22 protein-coding genes are annotated in these 22,950 nt (G+C 43.4%); 19 read left to right on the top strand and 3 right to left on the bottom strand.

Annotated features, from left to right (window positions below):
• Positions 1-62 precede the first annotated feature (62 nt).
• From pyrF to ACRTGH_RS10800, 4 genes are read left to right on the top strand one after another with little or no spacing between them, the layout of a single operon-like run.
• On the top strand, positions 63-782 hold the full coding sequence (gene pyrF, locus ACRTGH_RS10815) for an orotidine-5'-phosphate decarboxylase (RefSeq protein ID WP_368846027.1): 720 nt from the start codon (positions 63-65) through the stop codon (positions 780-782).
• On the top strand, positions 779-1,354 hold the full coding sequence (pyrE, locus tag ACRTGH_RS10810; protein WP_368846028.1) for an orotate phosphoribosyltransferase: 576 nt from the start codon (positions 779-781) through the stop codon (positions 1,352-1,354). The genes pyrF and pyrE overlap by 4 nt, the downstream gene beginning before the upstream one ends.
• A complete protein-coding gene (locus ACRTGH_RS10805; protein ID WP_368846029.1) occupies positions 1,335-2,108 on the top strand; it encodes a hypothetical protein in 774 nt (257 codons plus the stop codon). Before pyrE ends, ACRTGH_RS10805 begins: the two co-directional genes overlap by 20 nt.
• Before the next feature lie 28 nt (positions 2,109-2,136).
• A complete protein-coding gene (locus tag ACRTGH_RS10800) occupies positions 2,137-3,420 on the top strand; it encodes a methionine gamma-lyase family protein (protein WP_368846030.1) in 1,284 nt (427 codons plus the stop codon).
• Between the two features lie 41 nt (positions 3,421-3,461).
• On the opposite strand, the gene lexA is transcribed toward ACRTGH_RS10800, so the two are convergent.
• Both lexA and tkt read right to left on the bottom strand, forming a co-directional pair.
• Positions 3,462-4,076 (bottom strand): transcriptional repressor LexA, encoded by a 615-nt coding sequence (lexA, locus tag ACRTGH_RS10795; protein ID WP_368846031.1) that lies wholly within the window; start codon positions 4,074-4,076, stop codon positions 3,462-3,464.
• 192 nt (positions 4,077-4,268) lie between these two features.
• Complete coding sequence (gene tkt, locus ACRTGH_RS10790) at positions 4,269-6,260, bottom strand: transketolase (protein ID WP_368846032.1); 1,992 nt, start codon at positions 6,258-6,260, stop codon at positions 4,269-4,271.
• Between the two features lie 261 nt (positions 6,261-6,521).
• Between tkt and ACRTGH_RS10785 the strand changes: the two genes are divergently transcribed.
• Positions 6,522-7,463, top strand: coding sequence for an NAD(P)-dependent oxidoreductase (locus tag ACRTGH_RS10785; protein ID WP_368846033.1), 942 nt, complete (start codon positions 6,522-6,524; stop codon positions 7,461-7,463).
• A 62-nt stretch (positions 7,464-7,525) separates the two neighbouring features.
• Positions 7,526-8,560 (top strand): DNA polymerase III subunit delta, encoded by a 1,035-nt coding sequence (holA, locus tag ACRTGH_RS10780; protein ID WP_368846034.1) that lies wholly within the window; start codon positions 7,526-7,528, stop codon positions 8,558-8,560.
• Positions 8,561-8,874: 314 nt separating this feature from the next.
• Here the strand turns inward: holA and bioB are convergent, their stop codons facing one another.
• Positions 8,875-9,879 carry a biotin synthase BioB gene (gene bioB / locus ACRTGH_RS10775; RefSeq protein WP_368846035.1) on the bottom strand — a complete coding sequence of 335 codons (1,005 nt, stop codon included), beginning with the start codon at positions 9,877-9,879 and terminating at the stop codon, positions 8,875-8,877.
• Positions 9,880-10,050: 171 nt separating this feature from the next.
• On the opposite strand from bioB, the gene ACRTGH_RS10770 reads away from it, so the two are divergent.
• The 13 genes from ACRTGH_RS10770 (at position 10,051) to ACRTGH_RS10710 (ending at position 22,843) form a co-directional block, all read left to right on the top strand.
• Positions 10,051-11,118: a PhoH family protein gene (locus tag ACRTGH_RS10770; RefSeq protein WP_368846036.1), complete on the top strand. Its 1,068-nt coding sequence runs from the start codon at positions 10,051-10,053 to the stop codon at positions 11,116-11,118.
• On the top strand, positions 11,115-11,618 hold the full coding sequence (ybeY, locus tag ACRTGH_RS10765) for an rRNA maturation RNase YbeY (RefSeq protein ID WP_438474339.1): 504 nt from the start codon (positions 11,115-11,117) through the stop codon (positions 11,616-11,618). The genes ACRTGH_RS10770 and ybeY overlap by 4 nt, the downstream gene beginning before the upstream one ends.
• Before the next feature lie 41 nt (positions 11,619-11,659).
• Positions 11,660-12,553: a GTPase Era gene (gene era, locus ACRTGH_RS10760; protein ID WP_368846037.1), complete on the top strand. Its 894-nt coding sequence runs from the start codon at positions 11,660-11,662 to the stop codon at positions 12,551-12,553.
• Positions 12,554-12,607: 54 nt separating this feature from the next.
• Positions 12,608-13,297 carry a DUF502 domain-containing protein gene (locus ACRTGH_RS10755; RefSeq protein WP_368846038.1) on the top strand — a complete coding sequence of 230 codons (690 nt, stop codon included), beginning with the start codon at positions 12,608-12,610 and terminating at the stop codon, positions 13,295-13,297.
• A complete protein-coding gene (gene recO, locus ACRTGH_RS10750) occupies positions 13,278-14,090 on the top strand; it encodes a DNA repair protein RecO (RefSeq protein ID WP_368846039.1) in 813 nt (270 codons plus the stop codon). The genes ACRTGH_RS10755 and recO overlap by 20 nt, the downstream gene beginning before the upstream one ends.
• A gap of 54 nt (positions 14,091-14,144) precedes the next feature.
• Entirely contained in the window at positions 14,145-14,993 is an 849-nt protein-coding gene (nudC, locus tag ACRTGH_RS10745) for an NAD(+) diphosphatase (RefSeq protein WP_368846040.1), read from the top strand.
• A 100-nt stretch (positions 14,994-15,093) separates the two neighbouring features.
• Complete coding sequence (locus tag ACRTGH_RS10740; RefSeq protein WP_368846041.1) at positions 15,094-15,651, top strand: gamma carbonic anhydrase family protein; 558 nt, start codon at positions 15,094-15,096, stop codon at positions 15,649-15,651.
• Between the two features lie 451 nt (positions 15,652-16,102).
• Positions 16,103-16,879 (top strand): undecaprenyl pyrophosphate synthase, encoded by a 777-nt coding sequence (gene uppS / locus ACRTGH_RS10735; RefSeq protein WP_368846042.1) that lies wholly within the window; start codon positions 16,103-16,105, stop codon positions 16,877-16,879.
• Positions 16,880-16,909: 30 nt separating this feature from the next.
• Positions 16,910-17,740 (top strand): phosphatidate cytidylyltransferase, encoded by an 831-nt coding sequence (locus ACRTGH_RS10730; protein ID WP_368846043.1) that lies wholly within the window; start codon positions 16,910-16,912, stop codon positions 17,738-17,740.
• Position 17,741: 1 nt separating this feature from the next.
• Entirely contained in the window at positions 17,742-18,899 is a 1,158-nt protein-coding gene (locus tag ACRTGH_RS10725; protein WP_368846044.1) for a 1-deoxy-D-xylulose-5-phosphate reductoisomerase, read from the top strand.
• A gap of 1 nt (position 18,900) precedes the next feature.
• Positions 18,901-19,938 carry an RIP metalloprotease RseP gene (gene rseP, locus ACRTGH_RS10720; protein WP_368846045.1) on the top strand — a complete coding sequence of 346 codons (1,038 nt, stop codon included), beginning with the start codon at positions 18,901-18,903 and terminating at the stop codon, positions 19,936-19,938.
• A gap of 60 nt (positions 19,939-19,998) precedes the next feature.
• Positions 19,999-21,066 carry a flavodoxin-dependent (E)-4-hydroxy-3-methylbut-2-enyl-diphosphate synthase gene (gene ispG, locus ACRTGH_RS10715; protein WP_368846046.1) on the top strand — a complete coding sequence of 356 codons (1,068 nt, stop codon included), beginning with the start codon at positions 19,999-20,001 and terminating at the stop codon, positions 21,064-21,066.
• A 70-nt stretch (positions 21,067-21,136) separates the two neighbouring features.
• Positions 21,137-22,843, top strand: a complete 1,707-nt coding sequence (locus tag ACRTGH_RS10710; RefSeq protein WP_368846047.1) for a proline--tRNA ligase — start codon at positions 21,137-21,139, stop codon at positions 22,841-22,843.
• Positions 22,844-22,950: the final 107 nt, after the last annotated feature.

Raw genomic sequence — 22,950 nt, 5'->3', positions numbered from 1 at the left:
CGCTTGTCGAGGTTCTAATTTCATAGTACAATAAAGATATTGAGTCCATAGGAGGAATGAAAATGGCAGACGAGCGGCTGATTGCAGCATTGGATGTACAGTCCATGGATGAAGTGCGTCAACTCGTAGAAAAGCTTGATGACAGTGTGATGTTTTACAAGGTCGGTATGGAGCTTTTTTATGGAGTGGGGCCGGAGGTGATTAAGTATCTCAAGGATAACAACAAAAAGGTATTTCTTGACCTCAAACTGCATGACATACCTAATACTGTTGCTAATTCCTTGCGGGTCTTAACCCGATTGAGGGTTGATATGCTCAACGTTCATGCGACTGGTGGGTTCGCAATGATGGAAAAGGCGCTTGAAGCTTTGAAAGATGAGTCGGAAAAACTAGGCATAGAGCGGCCAAAACTCGTTGCTGTGACAATTTTGAGCAGTATCAGCCTGAAAGATTGGAGCAAACTGTGGTCGAATATCGATCTCGATGACCAAGCGGTTCATCTGGCAAGACTCGCTCAAGAAGCTGGTCTTGATGGCGTTGTTTCCTCTCCGATGGAAGCTGAAACTATTCGCGAGGCTTGCGGCTCGAATTTTCTCATTGTCACGCCCGGGGTTCGTCCTGCCGGAACCGCTATCAACGACCAAAGTCGTATAACAACACCTGCGATTGCTCTCGGAAGTGGTGCGACGCATCTCGTCGTAGGGCGCCCGATTCGTCTTGCAGGAAATCCTAAGAATGCTGCGGAAAATATCCTGAAGGAAATGGAGACGGTGAAATCATGACAGAAGCAGAAGTCAAGGCGTTGCTGATACAAACGAACGCTTTGATGCACGGACATTTTCTCCTCACGTCTGGTTTGCACAGCCCGCATTATGTAGAAAAATTCAATGTCTTGCAGCATCCTTGCTATACACAACAACTTTGTGCGGCTATGGCAGAAAAATTCAAAGATAAAAAGATTGATACTGTCGTCGGCCCGGTGACGGGCGGGATTCTGTTGGCACATGAAACAGGAAAGGCGCTTGGCACACGAGCAATCTTCACAGAACGTGAAGGCGGAAAAATGACTTTTCGCCGCGGCTTTACCTTGGAAAAGGGAGAACGGGTTTTGATTGTAGAAGACATTGTCACCACCGGCGGTTCCATCAAGGAGGTCATCGATGTAGTACGAGAGTTTGGCGGCATCCCCGTTGCTGTATCCATGCTGGTGGATCGCAGTAACGGAAGGGTGAACTTTGGCGATGTTCCTTGTACAGCTCTTTTGCATATGGATGTTGAAGTCTATAAACCGGAAGAATGCCCTCTCTGCCATGAAGGAGTTCCCTTAACGAAGCGTGGTCGAACGGGAAAATAAGGGAACGAAAGACAGGAGCACCAGAAAAGCTCCTGTCTTTTCCGTTTTTGTATTTGAGGCGATTATTTTGAAAGAAGAAAATATAAAAAAAATGGAGAAAATGCTTCAGGGATGGAGTTATCCACAGAAATTGCCCAAAATTTTTAAAGGGTTTTTCTATCGAAATGACATGAGAATCGAAGACGATACATATCTGCTTTTTTCTTATGAAAATCCAGCCCTGCATAGTATTGCCTCGGTCTATTACCATGAAGAAACAAAAGAATTCAAATTGAGCACACAGATAGGATTAACAAAATTTTGCCGTATTGAATTCATTGCACCAACGCTTGAGATATTTGAACGACGCTTAGATGATTTGTTGGAAAAACTATTGGCAGAACTCTGCTCTTTTGATCCGGCTTCTGTCAGCAGCATTGTATACGACAAGCATATTCTAAGCTGGGAATATGGGAAGAGTCTGCCGACAGAGTTGGAAGGATTTGAACGGTTTATTTCTTCAGAAAAACCTCTGAAAATTACAAATGGGTCATATATCATCTTGGATTATTCAGATTTTTCCATAGAGAGTGGCCTCCTCATCTATTATAATATTTTTCGTGATGAGTTTTTCGGGGAAGCTCGCATATGTGGCATACCCGAAATAAATTATCTCTTTGATTCCCATGACCTTGATGAATTAGAAATCAAATTGGAGCATCATCTCACTCAGCGGTTGCGTGATGTGCGCCAAAAAGCTGTCTCGCAGAAATGAATTTTGAATATAAGAGGAGAATTATTTTATGGCATTTTCAAAAGAAATTCTCGCATTGAAAAAAGATGCTTTGCAGAGACTAACAAAAAAATTCGAAATAGCTGAGCATATTGCGGAAGAAAATACTTTGAAAGTTCTTCAAGCATTTCGAGAATGCAAAGTATCGGACATTCATTTCAATACATCATCCGGTTATGCCTATGATGACATTGGCCGTATGAAACTCGAAGAAGTTTATGCCAAAGTGTTTGGAGTACAAAGCGCCCTTGTGCGAACGCAATTCGTTTCAGGTACGCATGCTCTTGCCACGGTATTGCTGGGATTGCTACGTCCCGGAGATAAGCTGGTTTCTCTTACAGGAGCACCTTACGATACGATGCAGAAAGTGATTGGTTATACTTCGTCCAGCCAGGGTTCCTTGAAAGAATACGGCGTACTTTACGAGGAACTCCCTCTAAAAGAAGAGCGCGTAGCCATGGAACAAATTGCTTCCGTCATCGACGATAAAACCCGATTGGTTTTGATCCAGCGTTCATGTGGCTATAGTACGAGACCAACATTGCTTATTAAAGACATACAGGAAATTTGCGTACATGTTCATAGCATAAAACCAGATTGCATCTGTTTTGTTGATAATTGCTATGGGGAGTTTGTGGAAGAATTTGAACCAACACAGGTGGGGGCAGACATCATAGCAGGCTCCTTAATCAAAAACCCTGGCGGTGGTCTTGCAGCAACAGGTGGTTACATAGTGGGACGGAAGGATCTTGTAGAACAAGTTTCCTATCGTTTGACCGCTCCCGGTATAGGGGCGGAACTCGGAGCGTCCCTTATTAACAATCGGCTATTTTTCCAAGGTCTATTTTTGGCGCCCCATGTGGTTTGTCAAGCTATAAAGGGCGCTTTATTTGCAGCAGATATTTTTACTAAGCTTGGGTATACGACTTACCCAAAGATCGATGCCAAAAGAGGGGATATTATCCAGGCCATAGAACTTGGCTCGGCAGAAAAGCTTATCGCTTTTTGTGCGGGCATCCAGAAATATTCTCCTGTTGATTCATTTGTTAAACCAGAGCCATGGGATATGCCGGGTTATACAGATAAGATTATTATGGCAGCTGGAACCTTTATACAGGGAGCATCTATTGAATTCAGTGCAGACGGACCACTACGCCCTCCATTTAATGTTTACTTGCAGGGGGGATTGACTTTTGAACAGGTTATGTTTGGTGTTATGGGTGCTGCTGAGGAAATTGAAAATCTTTCCTCAAATATTTGTGCGACTGAAAAAAAAAGACTGAAAATTTCCTGATAAAAAATCCTTGCAAGCTGCATGACTTGCAAGGATTTTTCTTAAATACGGTGGTATGTGCCAATCACTTTACCGAGAATCTTGACATTTTTTTCATAAAACGGTTCCATTGTATCATTTTCTGGCTGTAAACGTATACAATCTTTTTCTTTAAAGAATCGTTTGACTGTGGCGCTTCCATCATCAATCAATGCGACAACAATATCGTTATTATCCGCCGTTTCCTGTTGTTTGACAAAAACATAATCACCGTCATTGATGCCGGCATTGATCATGCTTTCCCCCTGCACACGTAAAACGAAAGCTTTGCTGCGTGTGCCAATGAGACCCTGCGGAAACGAAAAGACTTCTTCTATATTTTCCTCTGCAAGAATAGGGATTCCTGCTGTGACCACACCGACAAGCGGCAGGGATACATTGCGCTCCCATGGTTTCTCTTCAAGGATATCTATAGCTCTGGGTTTTGTAGGATCACGACGAATCATTCCCGCATGTTCCATCTTTGTAAGATAGCCATGGACAGTTGAGCTTGATTTCAGGCCAACCGCATCGCCGATTTCACGTACAGAAGGGGGATACCCTTTCCGCAACAGAAAGTCCTTAATATAGCGGAAAATGGTTTGCTGCCACTCTGCAGAAGAATTTCTTCGTTTCATTTCAGTATCACCTGTAATTCAAGTATAATATATCTGCCAAAGAAAGACCTTATAAATACAGGACATTCAATTTATTGGCTCCATTATAGCAGAAGGCTGTTTTAATATCTAGCAGTAAGAGAGCAGCCATATTTTATAAAATTGCAGACTGCTCTCTATATGTTTTTTCGTAGACCGGAATCTGAATGGATTTTATTTTTTCAATACTTCCTTCATTGCCAGAATGATATGTTCTTTAGTAAAACCAAATTTTTTGAAAAGTACATCTGCAGGGGCAGAAGCGCCAAAATGATGCATTGTGACAGTAGTTCCGTCAAGTCCGACATAACGTCCCCAACCAAAATCGACACCTGCTTCTATGGCTACGCGTGCACGTATATCCTTTGGTAATACGTTCTCTTTATAGGCTTCTGATTGTTTCTCAAAAACATCGAGCGAAGGCATGGAGACAACACGTACGGCAATACCTTCGTTGGCAAGCTCTTCCTGTGCATCAAGAGCAAGGGATACTTCAGATCCTGTTGCAATGAGTATTCCTACCGGGGTACCTTTCGCTTCTGAAATGATATATCCGCCCTTTAAAGCTTCCTTGGAACTTCCTGCAAGCTGGGGTAAGTTCTGACGTGTAAGCGCGAGGACAGTAGGTGTATCTTGGCTTGTTATAGCTGCATACCAAGCGGCAATTGTTTCTGTAGCATCGGCTGGGCGAAAAACATTGACATTGGGAGTGGCTCGCAGCATAGCGAGTTGCTCTATAGGCTCGTGAGTGGGTCCATCTTCACCAACCCCGATGCTGTCATGCGTAAGCACATAAATTACCGAAAGGTTCATAAGAGCCGCAAGCCGCAGCATAGGTTTCATGTAATCGCTGAAAACAAAGAACGTAGCAGCATATGGTTTTATCCCGCCATGCAAAGCAAGGCCGTTTGTAATAGCCGCCATACCCAATTCACGCACACCGAAATGTAAATTACGTCCTTCCGGAGTGCTGTCACTGAAATCGCCTGCGCCATCCATATTCGTCTTGTTGGAAGGCGCAAGATCGGCACTACCGCCGAAGAGTTGCGGTACAACATCCTTGAGATGATTGATTATCTTTCCTGAAAGGGTGCGCGTAGCGGCAGGTTTGTTTTCGAAATCCCAAAGTTTTTTGTCCGTAAGGAGAGTATTGGTATCGATGGGGGCATGAAACTTCTCCCATAATGCTTTTTTCTCGGGATACGTTTTGCAATAGGCAACAAAAAGCTCGTTCCACTTTTTTTCAGCAACTTCACCTTGAGCGGCAAGCTTTTCATAGTGTGCGTAAACTTTATCTGGAATACTGAAACTTTTTTGGGGATCGGGCCATGCAAGGTTTTCCTTGAGAGCAATAACATTATCTGCACCAAGGGGCTCCCCATGTGCACTTGCCTTTCCTTGTTTTTCAGGGCAGCCATAACCAATTTGTGTTTTTATTGTAATAAAGGATGGATGATTTTTATCCGCCTTTGCTGCCTCGATAGCATGGCCGATGGCAGCAAGGTTATTGCCATCATCAACCGTTAAAGTTTGAAAACCAAATGCTTCCATACGTTTTTCCACATTTTCTGAAAAAGCAATATCTGTATTTCCTTCAATGGAAATATTATTGCTGTCATAAAGAATGATAAGTTTGTTCAGCTGCAATGTGCCTGCAAGGGAGAATACTTCCGAAGAGATTCCTTCCATCATGCAGCCATCACCTCCCAGAGCAAAGGTATAGTGATCAACAATAGGGAAGCTTTCTTTATTAAAAACGGCCGCAAGATGTTTCTCGGCAATTGCCATACCGACTGCCATTCCCATGCCTGCACCAAGAGGTCCTGTTGTAGCTTCAACACCTTTCGTATGGCAGTATTCCGGATGGCCAGGGGTTAGGGAACCGTCTTGGCGAAAATTCATGAGGTCATCGAGCGTTAAACCATAACCAAAGAAATGCAATAATGAATAAAGCATAGCGGAACCATGCCCCGCAGAAAGGATAAAACGATCACGATTTGCCCAAGCTGGATTCTTGCCATTATGTTTCATTTGGTGCGCCCAAAGCTCGTAGGCAATAGGGGCGCTGCCAAGCGGCATCCCAGGATGACCAGAATTCGCTTTTTGTATCGCATCCACCGACAGCATGCGAATAGCATTTACACAGACATTATCGATATTGTCCATAATAGGCTCCCTCCTGAAAGTGTTTTATAAAGTCATTTCCTTTAGTATCTTACATGATTCATTTTAAAATGTATAGGAAGAAAAGATAAATTTTCTATTGCCTTCGAAAACTATAGAGCGAAAATTTTCAGCAAGAAACGGATTGGTATAAAATATGGGGTGAATTCGAGAAAATGATATGATATAATAATATGACAATATTGGATGCAACAAGATAAACGCATCCTGGCATTCTTGACTTTCAAGAAAGAGAGGATTTGCATGAAACTTGTAATCACCGAACCGTTAGGAATCAGCGAGGCACAAGCGGAGGCTTTGAAAAAGGAATACCTCCCGCAAGAAATTGAAATGATATATTACAACACGCCTCCAAAAGATGAGGCGGAAAAGGGCGCACGTGCTAAAGATGCAGAACTTGTTATGCTCGCGAATATGCCCTTCAAAGAGAATGTACTACAGGAATTAACATCTCTTAAGATGCTTAGTGTAGCATTTACAGGTATTGACCATGTAGGAATGGATTACTGCAGGGCACATAATATTCTCGTATCCAATTGTTCAGGTTATGCAAATGAAGCCGTAAGTGAGCTTGCCATTGGTCTTGCCATTGGTCTTTACCGTAAGATTCTTTCGGCAGATAGGGCAGTACGGGAAGGAAAAACACGTACAGGGCTTCTTGGCATTGAACTTTCCGGCAAAAAATTCGGTGTTGTCGGAGGTGGTGCTATTGGCAAAAAAACTATGGCACTAGCTCGAGCTTTTGGCTGTGATGTGTATTATTACAACCGCCATAAAACACAAATCGAAGGCGCTGCCTACGTGAGTCTCGATGAACTTATGCGAATATCCGATATCATCTCGCTCCATGTGCCGCTAACAGCTGATACAAAAGGCTTGATTGGCAGGGAAGAGATTGGAAAAATGAAAAAAACAGCGATTCTTATCAATACTGCTCGAGGAGCTGTTGTTGACAGCAAAGCATTAGCGGATGCGCTCCATGAAAAGCGTATTGCAGGCGCGGGTATTGATGTATTTGAAGGTGAGCCGCCGATTGCAGGCGATCATCCGTTGCTGCATGCACCGAATGTAATTCTCGCCCCCCATGTGGGCTTTGCAACACAAGAAGCAATGGAAAAACGTGCCGTGATTGCTTTCAGAAATGTAGCTGCCTATCTTTCCGGTAAACCACAAAATGTGATGTAAATCAAAAGCGGCTATGATTTTGATCATAGCCGCTTTGACATCTTATTGAATGAGGTGGATGATTGAAGTACGGTGCATTTATGGCTGAACTCCGCAAAATGCCTCCTAAACACGTATTTCTTCTTGCAGGGGAGGAACGCTACTATATTGAAAAAGCGAAACAGTATCTTCTTGAAAAACTTTTTCCAAAAGGCGAAGAGTTGCGTAACGGTTTGGAACAAGTTTCAGGGGATCTGAATGCGGATGCACTTATTGGTCTTATTGAATCTGTACCATTTTTTTCTAAAAAACATGTCGTACTCGTTCAAGACAGTCCGCTTTTTCGCACGAAAGATGCTGACAGCAGTAAAAAACATAATAATGCTAAAAAAGACGAGCGTTTACTAGAAACACTTACCCATATGCCGGAGTATGCCTATGTGATTTTTCTTTGCCATACCGCTGCAGACAAGAGAAGAAAGGTCTACAAAACAATCCAGGAGATCGGTTCTATTCTTGAAGCAGATGCCCTACGCCCTTGGAATGTTAGCGATTGGCTGAACGAGCGTCTCGCTGAAATGCAAAGGGAGCTTGATTCGGAGGCGTATGCCTACTTTATGGGAGCTATCGGGATGATGCACGAAATTTCGCTCTCCTATTTGGATAGAGAGTTCGAAAAACTCGCTCTTTATACCCCCAAGAAACGTATTGGTAAAGAAGAATTGGTAGCTGTTTTTGCGGGATTGCCGGAAGTTTCTTCTTTTGCAATGATTGATGCGATAAATGAAAAAAATGCAGAAAAGGCCCTTTCTATTCTACGCCGCCAAGTGGAAGATGGTATTTATCCGCCTGTACTTCTGGCGCTTCTTGTACGTCATGTACGTCAACTTTGGCAAGCCAAATTGTTCATTGCACGGGGTGTAAAGGGCAAGCAGCTGGGAGTTGCAATGAAATTATCTCCTTTCATTGCAACGAAATTAAGTCGTGTAAGTGCCGATTTTTCCACAGGAAGATTGAAAGAGGTTTTGTTGAGTCTCATTGAGGCAGATTATTTGCTAAAAACCGGACAAAGCAGAACCGAACTATTAGAAAATATCGTGCTTTCTCTATGCAGATGATCTCCTGAACAAATCGTGTATTCAGGAGGATCGTCTGCGTTTCGTTTTTCTTCAAATAGACATCTCTGGTTTCTGCTACATGTTTTGCATGGTTAACAACTTAGACAACATTACAAGAACCAAGGATGTCATCAACATCTACCAACCCCTTGGCATTTATTTCAATACCAGTTGTCGTGCGAATGATTTTATCTTTTGGATCTTAGCTGACTGCGATAATTGTGCTATCTCCGGGAAAAAGGGCAGAATTGCCTTACTACGAAAAGCTAGACTTTATCCGTTGTTTTTATCACATTCAGAATAAAGGTTTTGTTTTAAGCGTGTACGGCACGGTTTTGATTATTTGCATTTTTATTTGTCAGGCCAAGCCGATTTAAAAGCTTCATGTCTTCGATGATTGTTGTGCCAGAGGTAGTGAGCATATTGCCTGTAATGGAGGCAGACGCACCATGCAGAAATGCCGGAGCTCCGTTCTGTTCAATGAGTTTTCGCCCTGCACCAAGACGAATGTTTGCCGTTGGATTGATAAAACGGAAGAAGGCAATGGTACGTAGAATATCGTTGCTGGATAGCTGCTGGAGCCCTTCTAATGGTGTGCCGGGAATGGGCATCAGTGAATTGATGGGGATGGATGTAATATTAAGTTCCGAAAGACTGATTGCCATATCAAGACGATCCTCCCACGTTTCCCCCATACCGATGATGCCCCCTGAACAGACGCAAAGCCCCTCGGACTGAGCAAGGCGAATCGTGCGAATGCGATCCTCGTAAGTGTGCGATGTGCAGATTTCTGGAAAGAAACGGCGAGATGTTTCGATGTTATGATGATAGCTTGTGACACCTGCCATACGCAAGGCATGAAACTGTTCTTTTGTCAAAAGGCCATGGGAGGCGCATAATCCAATATGGAGGCGTTTGTTCATGGTACGGTAACAGTCCAATGCAGCCTTGAATTCACTGCCTCCGAGTGCTCGTCCTGAAGTCACAATGGAAAAACGGTTTATACCTGCTTTTTCATTAGCACGAGCATTGGCAAAGATTTCTGTCTGAGAGAGAAAAGGATATTCCTCGATTCCTGTCTTATGTTGAGCAGATTGTGCACAATATCTACAATCCTCACTGCAACGACCGCTACGAGCGTTGATAATCGTGCAGAGGTCAATATGGTTGCCACAGAATTTCTTCTGCAATTCATGTGCACCTTCTTTTAGCGCCTCGAGTGGTGCTTCAAGAAAGATGGTAAGATCATCTCCACGCTTAAGACGGCGCCCTTTTAAGATTTCTTGTGTGAGTTTCTTGACAGCAGTTTGGGTTGCCATAACGGATGCCTCATTTCATTCAAAAATTTTATCGACTTTTTCATTATATTTCAGGAATATAACATAGTCAACCAACTATGCATTTAAGGTTGACTATGTGGGTGCTATTGCTTGATTGTTTACTGCAAGGTATAATGAAAAAGTCGAATACAAGGGGAGAGGAGTCTTTATTTGCATAAGGTTTGGGAAGAGAAAATCGTTTTTGCCGATCGCCGAGAGGCAATTGCACTTTTGGGTGAACGAGACGAGTATTTAAAGGTGCTTATCGATAATTTCGATTGTCGGTTAGTGAGTCGTGGCGAAGAACTGACAATCGATGGTGAAGAAAATCTGGTATGTCAAGTTGCACAGATTATGCGTGAACTGCAGTATCTTTATCGACAAGGCACAACCATTACAATGCATGAGGTACGCTATAGTGTTGGACTAGTACAACGCGGCAAAGGGGAGGCGCTGCATAGTCTTTTCAGCGATACGATTCTTGTGACAAGCCGAGGTCGCCATGTACGCCCCAAAACACTTGGGCAACGCATTTATCTTGATACAATCCGCCGCAGTTCGATTACCTTTGGAATCGGCCCTGCAGGCACTGGCAAGACATATTTGGCCGTTGTCATGGCTGTGGCTGCTTTACGTGCTAAAGAGGTAGAACGTATCATCCTCACGCGTCCTGCTGTAGAAGCTGGGGAACGGCTGGGCTTTTTGCCGGGCGATTTGCAGGACAAGGTAGACCCATACCTGCGCCCACTTTACGATGCTCTGCATGACATTCTTGGTTTTGATACATATCAAAAGCTTCTCGCCAAAGGTATCATTGAAATTGCCCCCTTGGCTTATATGCGTGGTCGCACCCTTGAGGATGCATTTATCATTCTTGATGAGGCTCAAAATACAACAGGAAATCAGATGAAGATGTTTCTGACGCGTCTTGGTTTTGGGTCACGTATGGTAATTACGGGAGATTTGAGCCAGGTAGATTTGCCTCATGGCGTATCCTCCGGTCTGCGTGAGGCGAGCCATATTTTGCGTTCAGTACGTGGTATAGGCGTCGTTGAGCTCGATTCCCTTGATGTCATTCGTCATGACGTTGTCGCACGTATCGTCGAGGCCTATAACCGCCATGAAACAATACATAAGAAATTGTCGATCGAGAATATTGTGCCGAGCAACGCGATGGATATTGCCGTCAAAATAGATGCAGAGAACGTGAACACGCAAAAACAGGAGGACAATCGTTGAACATCTTATTTCGTCGTGATATAGAAAACCTCTCCTTAGATAAATGTCTTGAAAAAGATATTCGTCATGCGTTGGAAAAAATAGGTGAAATGTACGCCCTGAAAAATGCTGAAGTCAGTATTACTTTAACGAATGATGCACAGATTCATGAAATCAATAAAAATTATCGTCATGTAGATAAACCTACAGATGTTATTTCTTTTGCTTTGCAGGAAAGCGTAGAACCTTTAATTACAGACGGTCCGGCAATCAATATGTTGGGCGATATCATTATATCGGTAGAACGCGCCAGAATCCAAGCGTCTGATTACGGGCATAGTTTACGCCGCGAACTCGTTTTTCTTACGGTACATGGTATGCTTCATCTTTTAGGGTATGATCACCAAGAAAAAAACGAACGTCATGAAATGGAAGAAGAACAACGCCGCATAATGAAAATACTTGGCATTTCCCGGAATGCCAAGGAAGAAGACAAGGTTGTGACAGCCGAGGGCAAGTAGAGGCCGAAACAGCGTTATACCAAAGATGAAAGGGGAAACCCATGGAAAAGGCAAGTCATAAATCCGGCTTCGTCGCTGTTATTGGACGGCCAAATGTTGGCAAATCAACATTGATCAACAACCTGATCGGTCAAAAAATTGCAATCATGAGTGATAAGCCCCAAACGACACGTAATCGCATCCTCTGTATTTTGACAGAACCGGATGCGCAAATTATCTTCCTCGATACGCCAGGCATCCATAAACCACATCATAAACTTGGCGAATATATGGTACGTGCAGCGGAAAATACACTAAAGGAAGTGGATGTCATTTTTTTTGTTGTGGATGCAACTGAAAAAATGGGGCCGGGCGAACGATATATCCTTGAACGCCTGCGAGCGACGAAATGTCCGTGTGTGCTTGTCGTAAATAAATTGGATCTCATAGAACGATCTGCTGTCTTGCCAATCCTTGAAAGTTACATGACAGCATATCCCTTCAGAGCGGCTGTACCAATTTCGGCTAAAGATGCAGTGAATCTCGATGCACTCCTCAAAGAAGCAAAACAATATTTACCAGAAGGACCCATATATTATCCCGAAGACATGGTGACAGATCAGCCAGAACGACTGATTGTAGCAGAACTCATACGTGAAAAAGCTCTCCTCTCCACGAGAGACGAAATCCCTCATGCCATTGCGGTTGAGCTTGAGGAAATGACGACGCGCAAAAATGGTGATATTTATATACGAGCCACTATTTATGTAGAACGTGAATCGCAAAAGAGGATTGTCATTGGCGCAAAAGGCGCTTTGCTGCGTGAACTGGGGGCTCAGGCACGAAAGGATATTGAAATGCTGCTCGGTACAAGGGTTTTTCTTGATCTTTGGGTAAAGGTCAAGAAGGATTGGCGTAATCGAAAAAGTATACTGCATGGTTTCGGTTTTGAGTAGATTTATTTTTATGCCAAAAGGATATACGACAGCGAGAAAGAGGAGGCGAGGGGAATGAATAAAGTATCAAAGCGGTTTATCAATGGGCTGATTTTACTCGTACCGCTGGCCATCACCGTCTTCGTTGTGCTTGAGGTATTGAATTTTACCGAAATTGTTCTTGGCAGACATTTTCCTGTTTATTATCCTGGCATGGGTATCATAACGGTTTTGCTTGTCATTTATCTTGTAGGATGGCTTTCTTCATATTGGTTCATGAAACGAATGATTTCTTATGGAGAGTGGCTTCTCGGTAAGATTCCTATCATAAAATTTATCTATAACAGCGTAAAACATTTATCAACGGCAGTTTTTGAGTCCAATAATATGTTTGAGCACGTCGTCCTCGTCCCCTATCATCAATCGAAAGCACTTGGCTTCGTTATGGCTGAAATACCAGAGGTGCTTTATGAAAAACTAGGTCCTGACTATATTTGTGTTTTTATTCCATGGAGTCTTAACATGACATCCGGGACAAATCTTTTTGTAAAAAAAAGCGATGTGATTTACTTAGATATCAGCAATGAATCCGCTCTTCAATATATGTTGACCGCAGGCGCCGTTATGCCACGTCGTCAAGAACACGAGGAAGCGAAGTCGGTGGGAACAACCGCAAGTGGCAGAATAAAGAAATCTTCCGAGACTACTTCCAATAATCTAACACCAAGAAAAGAGGTTTCCAGTGATGGCAAGAATAAATGCTGAGGCACTTATTCTTGCCACGAGAAATTGGGGAACTGCAGATAAAATGGTTACACTTTTCACTCGGGAACACGGAATTGTACAAGCCGCAGCTTTCGGCTGTCGCCGCCCAAAGAGTCCCTTGGCGGCAGGAATGCAAATGTTTAGTTACCTTGATGTTGAGTTCACGGAAGGGACACGTGTTTGGACTGTACGTCAATGCACTTTGAAGGAACATTGGCACCGCTTGGGAGAGGATTTGGCAAGCATGGCCTATGGCTCGTTCATAGCTGAATTGACACTCGCTCTTATCCCCGAACATGAGCCCGGGCCTGATACCTTTGACCGACTGCTCCAGGTTTTTCGCGCTTTTGAGGAGCGGAATCCTCGTCTAGTAGCGCTCGCGGCTGCCTATCAGCTGCTTGTACTATCCGGGCTTGGACTCCACCTTGAAAGTTGTGTACACTGCGGTAAGAAATCTGAAGATTTGATGTGCATCGATATAAACGAGGGAGGGGCTCTTTGCCGCAACTGCTGCACGGAAGGAGCTCGGCCATTTTCGCCCGCATTGCATGATCTTTTAAAGAAATTTTTATTGCTTGAATGGAAACGTATGGTTCCTATAATCAAAGAACCAGAATGGGGAAACTGTAGGACAGAGGCAGCAAATGACAAAACAAGCGAATCCGCTCTAAAAATTTCAATCAAGAAGGACGAACTGATGCAGGCTGAGGAACTTTTGCTCACCTATTTGCATTCTTTATTGGGACGCCCTTTACGTTCCCTGGCATTTATTGCACAATTAGCGAAGATCTAAAAATATATCCGCTCTAAAAGTGGGTGTCTGATAAAACATAAAGAGGGGGGCATAATGATCCAGGATATTTTCCCTAGCCAATTTTCCAATGCTTACGATGCGAATCTTCACCCCGAAGCAGAAAGTGTAACTTTTTATTTTCAAGACAACAAACTGCTTGTACGCCTAGTGAATGGCCGTATATATTTTCCTTATTGGAAAGAATTTGTGAAAAAGCCAAGATACCAATATCTCTTTTCGATAAATGATACTACCTTCTTCCTCGCAGAAGAAGGCAACCTTCCTATACCTAGAGGCTATTCATACTATCCGCTGCGAGATTTACGCAAAGAAAACAGAGGCGCTTCCCACAAAATGTTTGCTGCATTTACTGCACAACACTTAAGAAATTGGTATCTTCAAAACCGTTTTTGTGGTTCCTGCGGTTCTGTAACCATACACGACATAAAAGAACGCGCCTTACGTTGCCAAGCCTGCGGACGTGTGATTTATCCACGTATCAATCCAGCTGTCATTGTTGGAGTTCGGAATGGCAATAAAATTCTTTTGACGAAATACGCACATCTACGTTGCATACCATATTATGCCTTGATTGCAGGTTTTTGTGAGATTGGTGAAACCATAGAGGAAACGGCACGCCGTGAGGTCATGGAAGAAGTTGGACTTCAAATCAAGAATCTTAGCTACTATAAATCACAGCCATGGGGGATTGCAGATGATCTTCTCATGGGTTTTTTCTGCGATCTTGATGGTGCTGATACAATTCGTATAGACAAGAATGAATTGGTCCGTGCCGAATGGGTGAACCGAGAAAATATATGTCCCCAAGCAGATGACTTCAGCTTAACAAATGAAATGATGATGTGTTTTAAAGCAGGAAAAGATCGAGAATGCCGTCTTTAATATCTATTCGAAATGCTTTTTTCTGTTTCATTTATTATGCAAGCATTGTATAATGTAAGAGATACATCTCAGAAACTATCAAAATAAAAGGGGGAGAGTTATGTATACGCTTTCTAGTATGGAATTCCATGGAATCAAGCCACAAATTGATGAAGAGGCGTTTATTGCACCGCAAGTATTTCTTTCCGGTGATGTACGTGTAGCAAAGTATGCAAGCCTTTGGCCAGGTGTTGTAGCGCGCGGTGATGTAAATTATATCTCTGTTGGTGAATGCTCGAACGTGCAAGATCTCGTTTGCCTGCATGTCGCCGATGAGAACCCCTGCATCATTGGCGATTATGTTACGGTAGGACATAGCGCGGTCGTACACGGTGCAGAAATCGGCAATCATGTTCTCATTGGCATGAATGCAACCGTACTCACGGGAGCCAAGATTGGTGAAGGCTCTATTATTGCTGCGGGCTCTTTGGTGCGCGAGAATGAGGTTATTCCTCCCAATTCCCTTGTTGTTGGCGTTCCCAGTAAAGTCGTGCGCACGATTGACCGAATTAAAACAATTCATGCGCAGGCAATTAAATACAAGTGTGAATGGGCAATCGAATATGGTGTTTACCCTGAGATTGGCGGTGAAAAGTATCACGGGGAACATATTATTTAAGGCCATATTTATAAAATTACAAAGTTTTCACGTTAGTAAAAATGCTGTCACAAAAAGTGACGGCATTTTTACTATTCGGCATCAATGATCATCCCATTTTAAACAGTTTGGATTGGAGTGATTGCAATGCGTAAAGGGCATAGGTGCTTGTATACAATTTGCAACTATTTTGCACCGGAGTGGTTCAGCAAACATTGTATCGCTTTAGAGAAACACATTCCGAGCTTGAAAAAGATGGATCTCTTGGAGGATGTTGATGAAAGCCAATATCAAAAGTACACTCATCCTCGATTCTATAGACACAGTTATTGTAACCCGACACAATCTGATATAAGTTTCTAAAATATGCTATGGATATGATTTTGCTTCCATGCTATAATGACTGCATAAAGCCTTTGGCGTATCGTGCCTAAGATAAAAAACACGAATATAGGCTGGCAAAGGAAGAATTATGTGGAAGAAGATATTTGGCAGGTTTATTCGCCATGAACAAGTGGCAGAACCCTTTGGCATCAATCATGCGCGACTGCCGCGTCATGTAGCTATTATAATGGATGGAAATGGTCGCTGGGCAAAAAGAAAGGGCCTTTTGCGCACCGTGGGACATCGCGCAGGGGTTGATGCTTTACGTGAAATATTACGAACAGCCGGAAGAATAGGCATAGATGTATTAACTGTTTATGCCTTTTCGACAGAAAATTGGAAACGTCCGCATGAAGAGGTCGATTTTCTCATGCAGCTCTTCTCGGAATATCTTGACAAAGAAACGCAAAACATGCACGATGATAATGTACGTATCCGTTTTTTGGGGCGTGTTGGGGAACTCCCGTCTGTTCTTGTTCAAAAAGTGCATTACGCCGAAAAGCTAATGCAAAATAATACAGGAGTGCGTTTTTGTGTTGCTGTAAATTACGGAGGCCAAGATGAAATTTGTCGTGCTTTTCAAGTACTGGCAGAAAAAATAAAAGATTCAAAACTACTTCCGGCAGATATTACGCCGGATCTTGTCTCCGATGCGCTTGATACACACGGGTTGCCTCCGGTTGATCTCGTGATACGAACAAGCGGTGATATGCGTGTGAGTAATTTTCTTCTCTGGCAAACAGCGTATGCAGAATTTTGGTTCACGGACACAAATTGGCCTGAATTCACACCGCAGCATTTCCTTGCAGCACTTCGAGATTATACGAAACGCGAGCGTCGTTTTGGTGGAATCAAGGAAAAATAGTGTGGCTTGCTCTATAAAGAGGTGCAGATTTTGCTTACAAGAATTATTACAGGAGTGTCGGGAATTGCTCTCGCCGCTTTCATTATTATGCAAGGCGGGTGGATTTATGCAGCCTTTGCCATAATCTTATCATTATTGGCTTGGCATGAATATGCTGCTGCTTTTTCCCATGCAGGCCAATCGACTTCCTATATACTCGGTTTTCTTGCCGTTACACTCTTTGGCTGCTGTGCATGGTTTGGCAATAGTGAGGGACTGATAGCCGGAGCAACTATTTCTGTGTTGTTGGTATTTGCTGAAGCTATATTTTTACATGACCGTTTTGCAGTCGACCAAGCTTGCATATCGATTGCAGGAATTTTCTATGTCGGCTTTTGCTTTGCCCATTTGATTCTGTTGCGCTTTATAGCAGATGCAGTTGTTCTCACAACACCTGTAGGCAATATGACATTGGGGTGTGCTTTTCTATGGATTATGTTTCTTGGTACATGGTCAAGCGATACATTTGCCTACTTTATCGGTTCTTTTCTCGGCAAGCATAAACTTTGCCCAACAATCAGCCCGAAAAAAACTATTGAGGGCTTCATCGGAGGACTTATCGGTACAATAGTTGTTGTCACTTCACTTGGCTGGTTCCTTTCCTTCCCAATATTCCTGATGGTTGCCTTGGGGGCTTCCATCGCAATTGTTGCAACAATTGGCGACTTGGCGGAATCCGTTATTAAGCGTTATACTGGGGTTAAGGATTCCGGTCGCATTATTCCCGGGCATGGGGGTGTGTTAGATCGCTTTGACAGCGTGATGTTTACAGCCCCTCTTGTTTATTATTTCATCAAATTTTTTGGCTTGGTAGGAGTTTGATATGAAGAGGATTGCTATTATGGGGTCGACAGGCTCTATTGGTCAACAAACGGTAGATGTAGTACTTGCACATCCTGAGCTTTTCACTGTTTCGGTCCTAGCGGCAAATGCAAGTGACGAAATTCTTGAGAAGCAGATAGAAGTTCTCTCTCCTGATCTTGCAGTCTTGTCAGATGAGGGAGCAGCATCTCGTCTTAAATCACGGTATCGAGGCAATACTCGGATTGAAGCTGGGCGCAATGCTTTTGTGGACGCTGCAGCATATTCTGAGGCTGATATCATTGTTACGGCTATGACAGGATTTGCGGGTCTTGAACCGACACTAAAAGCACTTGATGCAAAAAAAAATATTGCCTTGGCAAATAAAGAAACACTTGTCGTAGCTGGTGAGCTCATAATGAAAAGGGCTCATGCACAGGGTTCAACAATCTTGCCGGTGGACAGTGAGCATTCGGCAATTTTCCAATGCTTGCAGGGGGAACAAAAAAAATCCGTTGAACGCATTATCCTCACAGCTTCCGGTGGACCGTTTCGGGGCAAAACGGCCGAGGAGCTCACCCATGTAACGGTAAAAGAATGCCTGACTCATCCAACATGGAAAATGGGACCTAAAATTACGGTTGATTCAGCTACGCTTATCAATAAAGGACTTGAAGTTATTGAAGCTCATTGGCTTTATGATATGCCTTACGATGCAATTGAAGTTGTTATCCACCCCGAAAGCATTGTGCATTCTATGGTAGGTTTTACAGATGGCACAATAATGGCTGAACTTGGACCTGCTGACATGCGTCTTCCCATACAATATGCACTAGGTTATCCAGAGCGCCATTCATCCAATTGGGGACGACTTGATTTCGGAAAACTAAAATCTCTTTCTTTTGCGATACCGGATACGGAGACGTTTCGCGGCCTTGCACTTGCTTACGAAGCGGGACGCAGAGGCGGAACAATGCCATGTATTCTCAATGCAGCTAATGAGGTTGCTGTTGCTTCGTTTCTTGAAAGAAAAATTCGTTTCCTTGATATCTATGCTACTATTGAATATACACTGGAAAAATGTTTAATACAAGATACGCTATCCTTAGAAACTTTTTTAACAGCCGATGCCGAAGCACGTATCATAGCTTCGGAATTTTTGCGGAATATAGGTGGTTGAGATGGTTTTGACAATTTTTTCTGCGGTTTTTGTTTTTGGCATTCTCGTTCTTGTACATGAACTTGGCCATTTCACCGCAGCAAAACTCACCGATATGCGCGTGGATCGCTTCGCTATTGGTTTTGGACCAAGAATATTTAAATATAGTCATGGTGAAACAGAATATTCTATCCGAGCTTTACCTCTTGGAGGATTCAACGATATTGCGGGAATGGATCCCTCGAATAATACCGCTGGAGACAGGGGGTACTGTGCCAAATCAATCAGTGCACGCATGATTGTAATTCTTGCCGGTTCTTTTATGAATCTCCTATTACCAATTTTTTTGTTTTGGGGTATATTTTTTTTTGCAGGAGTTTCAACGCCGTCCCCTGAACCTGTGCTTGGTCGTGTTATGAATGGACATCCTGCAGCTTCTGCAGGGCTCAAGGACGGAGATCGAATTCTTTCCATCGACGGAAAAGTTGTTGCCACATGGCAAGATTTTACGGAGCTTATCAAAGATAGCAACGGCAGGGTCTTAAAAATTGAATATGAACGCAATCAAGAAATAGGAACAACGAGTGTCATTCCTGCCTACAACAGTCAGGAAAAACGCTCTTTAATTGGTGTAAGTTCCTCAGTTATAACGCGAATGCCCAACTTTTGGGAAGCACTACAGCTTGCCTTTACACATACCTGGAACACCTTGACGATGATGCTTTCTATGCTGGGGCAAATTTTTACAGGCGCCCAGCAGGCCGACCTCGCAGGACCTCTTGGAGTAGCACAAATTGCAGGGGAGGCAGCTCAAATCGGTATTGTACCTCTTTTGAGTCTGACGGCATTTTTGAGCCTGAATCTTGCCATTATTAATCTATTTCCCATTCCTGCTTTAGACGGTGGTCACTTCTTGACTCTTGTCGTCGAAGCAGTACGCGGCAAGCCGCTTTCTCCACAAGCATTACATTATGCGCAATTATTTGGTATATCGTTGCTTGTACTTCTTATGCTTTATGCAACAAAAAACGATATTATGCGCATTTTTATGGGAGGATAGCTTGCTATACAAACAAGTCTAATGCCTAGAAAACCAACGCAAAGAGGAAAGATATACCTTATGAACAGAAAAACTGTACGCCAGATTCACATTGGCCCTATTGCCATTGGAGGAGAAGCCCCCATATCCGTTCAGTCAATGACGAATACAAAGACACAGGATACAGTTGCTACAGTGCGGCAGATTGAAGCACTTGCTTCTGCTGGATGTGACATTGTGCGACTTGCTGTTCCAGATAAAGCGGCTGCAAAAAATATTGGCACAATTAAAGCACATACAACCGTCCCGCTTGTTGCTGACATTCATTTTGACTATCGCCTCGCGTTGGAGGCAATCGAGCAGGGAATTGATGCCTTACGGCTCAATCCGGGAAATATTGGCGGCGCTGAGAACGTGCGTCGCGTAGCAGAAGCGGCAAAAGCAAAGGGAATACCTATTCGTATTGGAGTAAACGCCGGTTCTTTGGATAAGCGTATTTTGTCAAAGTATGGGGATGTTACCGCCAATGCGTTAGTAGAATCGGCGTTGGAACATGTTCGTCTTTTGGAAGAACAAAAATTTTATGATATAAAAATTTCACTCAAAGCACATGATGTGCCGCTGACACTTGCAGCCTACCGTCTCATGCGGGATAAATGCAAGTATCCGCTGCATTTAGGCATTACTGAGGCCGGCACAGTACGTTCAGGGATCATCAAATCTGCGGTCGGCATTGGCGCTTTGCTTGCAGAAGGGATAGGGGATACCATTCGTGTTTCTTTGACGGGAGATCCTGTTATTGAAGTCCGCGTTGCACGAGAAATACTAAAATCTCTGGCACTGCGTGATTACGGACCGACACTGATTTCCTGTCCAACCTGCGGCCGCACAGCTATCGACTTGCCAACAATTGCAGAGCGCGTAGAAGAACGTCTTAAGGGCATTGCACGTCCTATTCATGTTGCAGTCATGGGCTGCGTTGTTAACGGTCCCGGTGAAGCTCGTAGTGCTGATGTGGGCATTGCGGGAGGTAAGGGCGTTGGTCTTGTGTTCCGTAAAGGCGAAGTTATTCGACAAGTCAAGGAAGAAAATCTCGTCGAAGAGCTTTTTCAAGAAATAGACAACATTCTACAAGAAACAGAAAATTGAATTCGTCTTTTCTTGGATAAAAACGGTTTGCTTTTAATACCTAGATATTTTTCAAAGGAGGATATCCCCATTGCGTACAACGAAGCTATACGCGCCAACGTTACGCCAAATACCATCGGATGCAGAAATCATGAGCCATAAACTCATGTTGCGTGCCGGTCTTATCCGCAAAGCTACCAGCGGAATCTATACATATTTGCCGCTTGCTTGGCGAACAATAAGAAAAATTGAACGCATTATCCGCGAGGAAATGGATTTTGCAGGCGGGCAAGAAATTTGTATGCCGATTATGCAACCGGCAGAAATTTGGCAAGAATCTGGTCGCTGGAGTGTTTTTGGCTCTGAAATGTTTCGATTAAAAGACTGTCATAATCGCGACTTTTGCCTTGGTCCCACACATGAAGAGATGATCACGACCCTTGTGCGCGATGAAGTACGCTCTTACAAACAGTTGCCGCTTATGCTTTATCAGATACAAAATAAATATCGCGATGAAATTCGTCCACGATTCGGACTCATGCGCAGCCGTGAATTTATCATGAAAGATCTCTATTCATTTGATAAAGATGATGCTGGAGCAGATATTTCTTATCAAAAAATGTATGACGCTTATAGCAGAATTTTTACACGCTGCGGCTTAAAATTCCGTCCGGTTGAGGCGGATTCTGGTGCAATTGGCGGTAATCATACACATGAATTTACAGTTCTTGCTGCAGCCGGTGAATCTGAAATAGCTTGTTGCAGCGCATGCGAATATGCTGCAAATGTCGAGAAGGCAGAACTGTTGCCTATCGAAGCGCTAGAGGAGGAAGCGGTGCCGCTTGCAAAAGTTGAGACTCCCGGCTGCAAAACTATTGCACTTGTAGCAAAATACCTGAATGCGTCTATTAAAAAAACAATTAAGGCCATCGCTTTTCAGGATGAAAATGATGATATTGCTTTTGCCTTTGTCAGAGGTGATCACGAAGTCAATGAAGTGAAGTTGCAAAATGCTATTGGTAGCGTTAGTTTGCGCATGGCCGCTGATGAAGCAATTACAGCAGCAGGCGGTGTGGCGGGTTTCATGAGCCCTATTGGTCTCAAGAAGGGAGCCAAAATAGTTGTTGATACTACCGTCATGAATATGAAAAATGCTATTGCAGGCGCGAATGAAGTTGATGTTCATTATACAGGAGTGAACCCTGTACGCGATTTCAAGGATGCTATTGTTACAGATATCCGACTCATACAGTCTGGTGATCCATGCCCGCATTGCAAGGCACCGGTGGATGTCACACGTGGTATCGAAGCAGGGCAAGTATTTAAACTAGGCACGAAGTATAGTGAAGCACTTGGAGCAACCTACCTTGATGAAAATGGTAAAGAAAAATTAATCGTCATGGGCTGTTACGGTATTGGTGTGGGCAGAACTATGGCAGCAGCTATCGAACAACATAATGACGAACATGGTATTATTTGGCCGCGTGCTATTGCTCCATTTGAAGTTGTTGTTGTTCCTGTCAATGCAAAAGATCCTGCACAACTTGCACTTGCCGAAGAAATATATATATCACTTCATGAGGCTGGTGTTGATGTTTTGCTTGATGATCGAACAGAACGTGCTGGCGTAAAATTTAAAGATTGTGACCTTATTGGTTATCCGCTCCGTATTACAATTGGTTCCAAATCCTTGGAAAAAGGGAGCGTTGAAATAAAAGTGCGACGTTCTGGGGAAACCTTTGACTGTATGAAGGAAGAATATCTCACGAAAATCCAAAGCCTTTTACAGGATCTCTAAACTTAAAGAAATTTTCTACCAAAGAAGGCATTTACGACACCGCACATTCAAATAAGCCAGCAGATATGGGAGAGAAGATACTCGAAACAAATCTAAATATATAGAGA

Source organism: Selenomonas oralis (assembly GCF_051603425.1).
In the GTDB taxonomy this organism is placed as follows: Bacteria; Bacillota; Negativicutes; order Selenomonadales; family Selenomonadaceae; genus Selenomonas; species Selenomonas sputigena_A.
This window is presented reverse-complemented; position numbering and strand designations above follow the sequence as displayed.

Bases quoted from the DNA above. Each gene is read 5' to 3' on its own strand.
- ACRTGH_RS10800 (WP_368846030.1), top strand. From the start codon at position 2,137: ATGGCATTTTCAAAAGAAATTCTCGCATTGAAAAAAGATGCTTTGCAG.
- pyrF (WP_368846027.1), top strand. From the start codon at position 63: ATGGCAGACGAGCGGCTGATTGCAGCATTGGATGTACAGTCCATGGAT.
- uppS (WP_368846042.1), top strand. From the start codon at position 16,103: ATGTGGAAGAAGATATTTGGCAGGTTTATTCGCCATGAACAAGTGGCA.
- rseP (WP_368846045.1), top strand. From the start codon at position 18,901: ATGGTTTTGACAATTTTTTCTGCGGTTTTTGTTTTTGGCATTCTCGTT.
- tkt (WP_368846032.1), bottom strand. From the start codon at position 6,260: ATGGACAATATCGATAATGTCTGTGTAAATGCTATTCGCATGCTGTCG.
- ACRTGH_RS10725 (WP_368846044.1), top strand. From the start codon at position 17,742: ATGAAGAGGATTGCTATTATGGGGTCGACAGGCTCTATTGGTCAACAA.
- ACRTGH_RS10785 (WP_368846033.1), top strand. From the start codon at position 6,522: ATGAAACTTGTAATCACCGAACCGTTAGGAATCAGCGAGGCACAAGCG.
- pyrE (WP_368846028.1), top strand. From the start codon at position 779: ATGACAGAAGCAGAAGTCAAGGCGTTGCTGATACAAACGAACGCTTTG.
- nudC (WP_368846040.1), top strand. From the start codon at position 14,145: ATGATCCAGGATATTTTCCCTAGCCAATTTTCCAATGCTTACGATGCG.
- ACRTGH_RS10755 (WP_368846038.1), top strand. From the start codon at position 12,608: ATGAATAAAGTATCAAAGCGGTTTATCAATGGGCTGATTTTACTCGTA.
- ispG (WP_368846046.1), top strand. From the start codon at position 19,999: ATGAACAGAAAAACTGTACGCCAGATTCACATTGGCCCTATTGCCATT.
- lexA (WP_368846031.1), bottom strand. From the start codon at position 4,076: ATGAAACGAAGAAATTCTTCTGCAGAGTGGCAGCAAACCATTTTCCGC.
- era (WP_368846037.1), top strand. From the start codon at position 11,660: ATGGAAAAGGCAAGTCATAAATCCGGCTTCGTCGCTGTTATTGGACGG.
- ACRTGH_RS10740 (WP_368846041.1), top strand. From the start codon at position 15,094: ATGTATACGCTTTCTAGTATGGAATTCCATGGAATCAAGCCACAAATT.
- bioB (WP_368846035.1), bottom strand. From the start codon at position 9,879: ATGGCAACCCAAACTGCTGTCAAGAAACTCACACAAGAAATCTTAAAA.
- recO (WP_368846039.1), top strand. From the start codon at position 13,278: ATGGCAAGAATAAATGCTGAGGCACTTATTCTTGCCACGAGAAATTGG.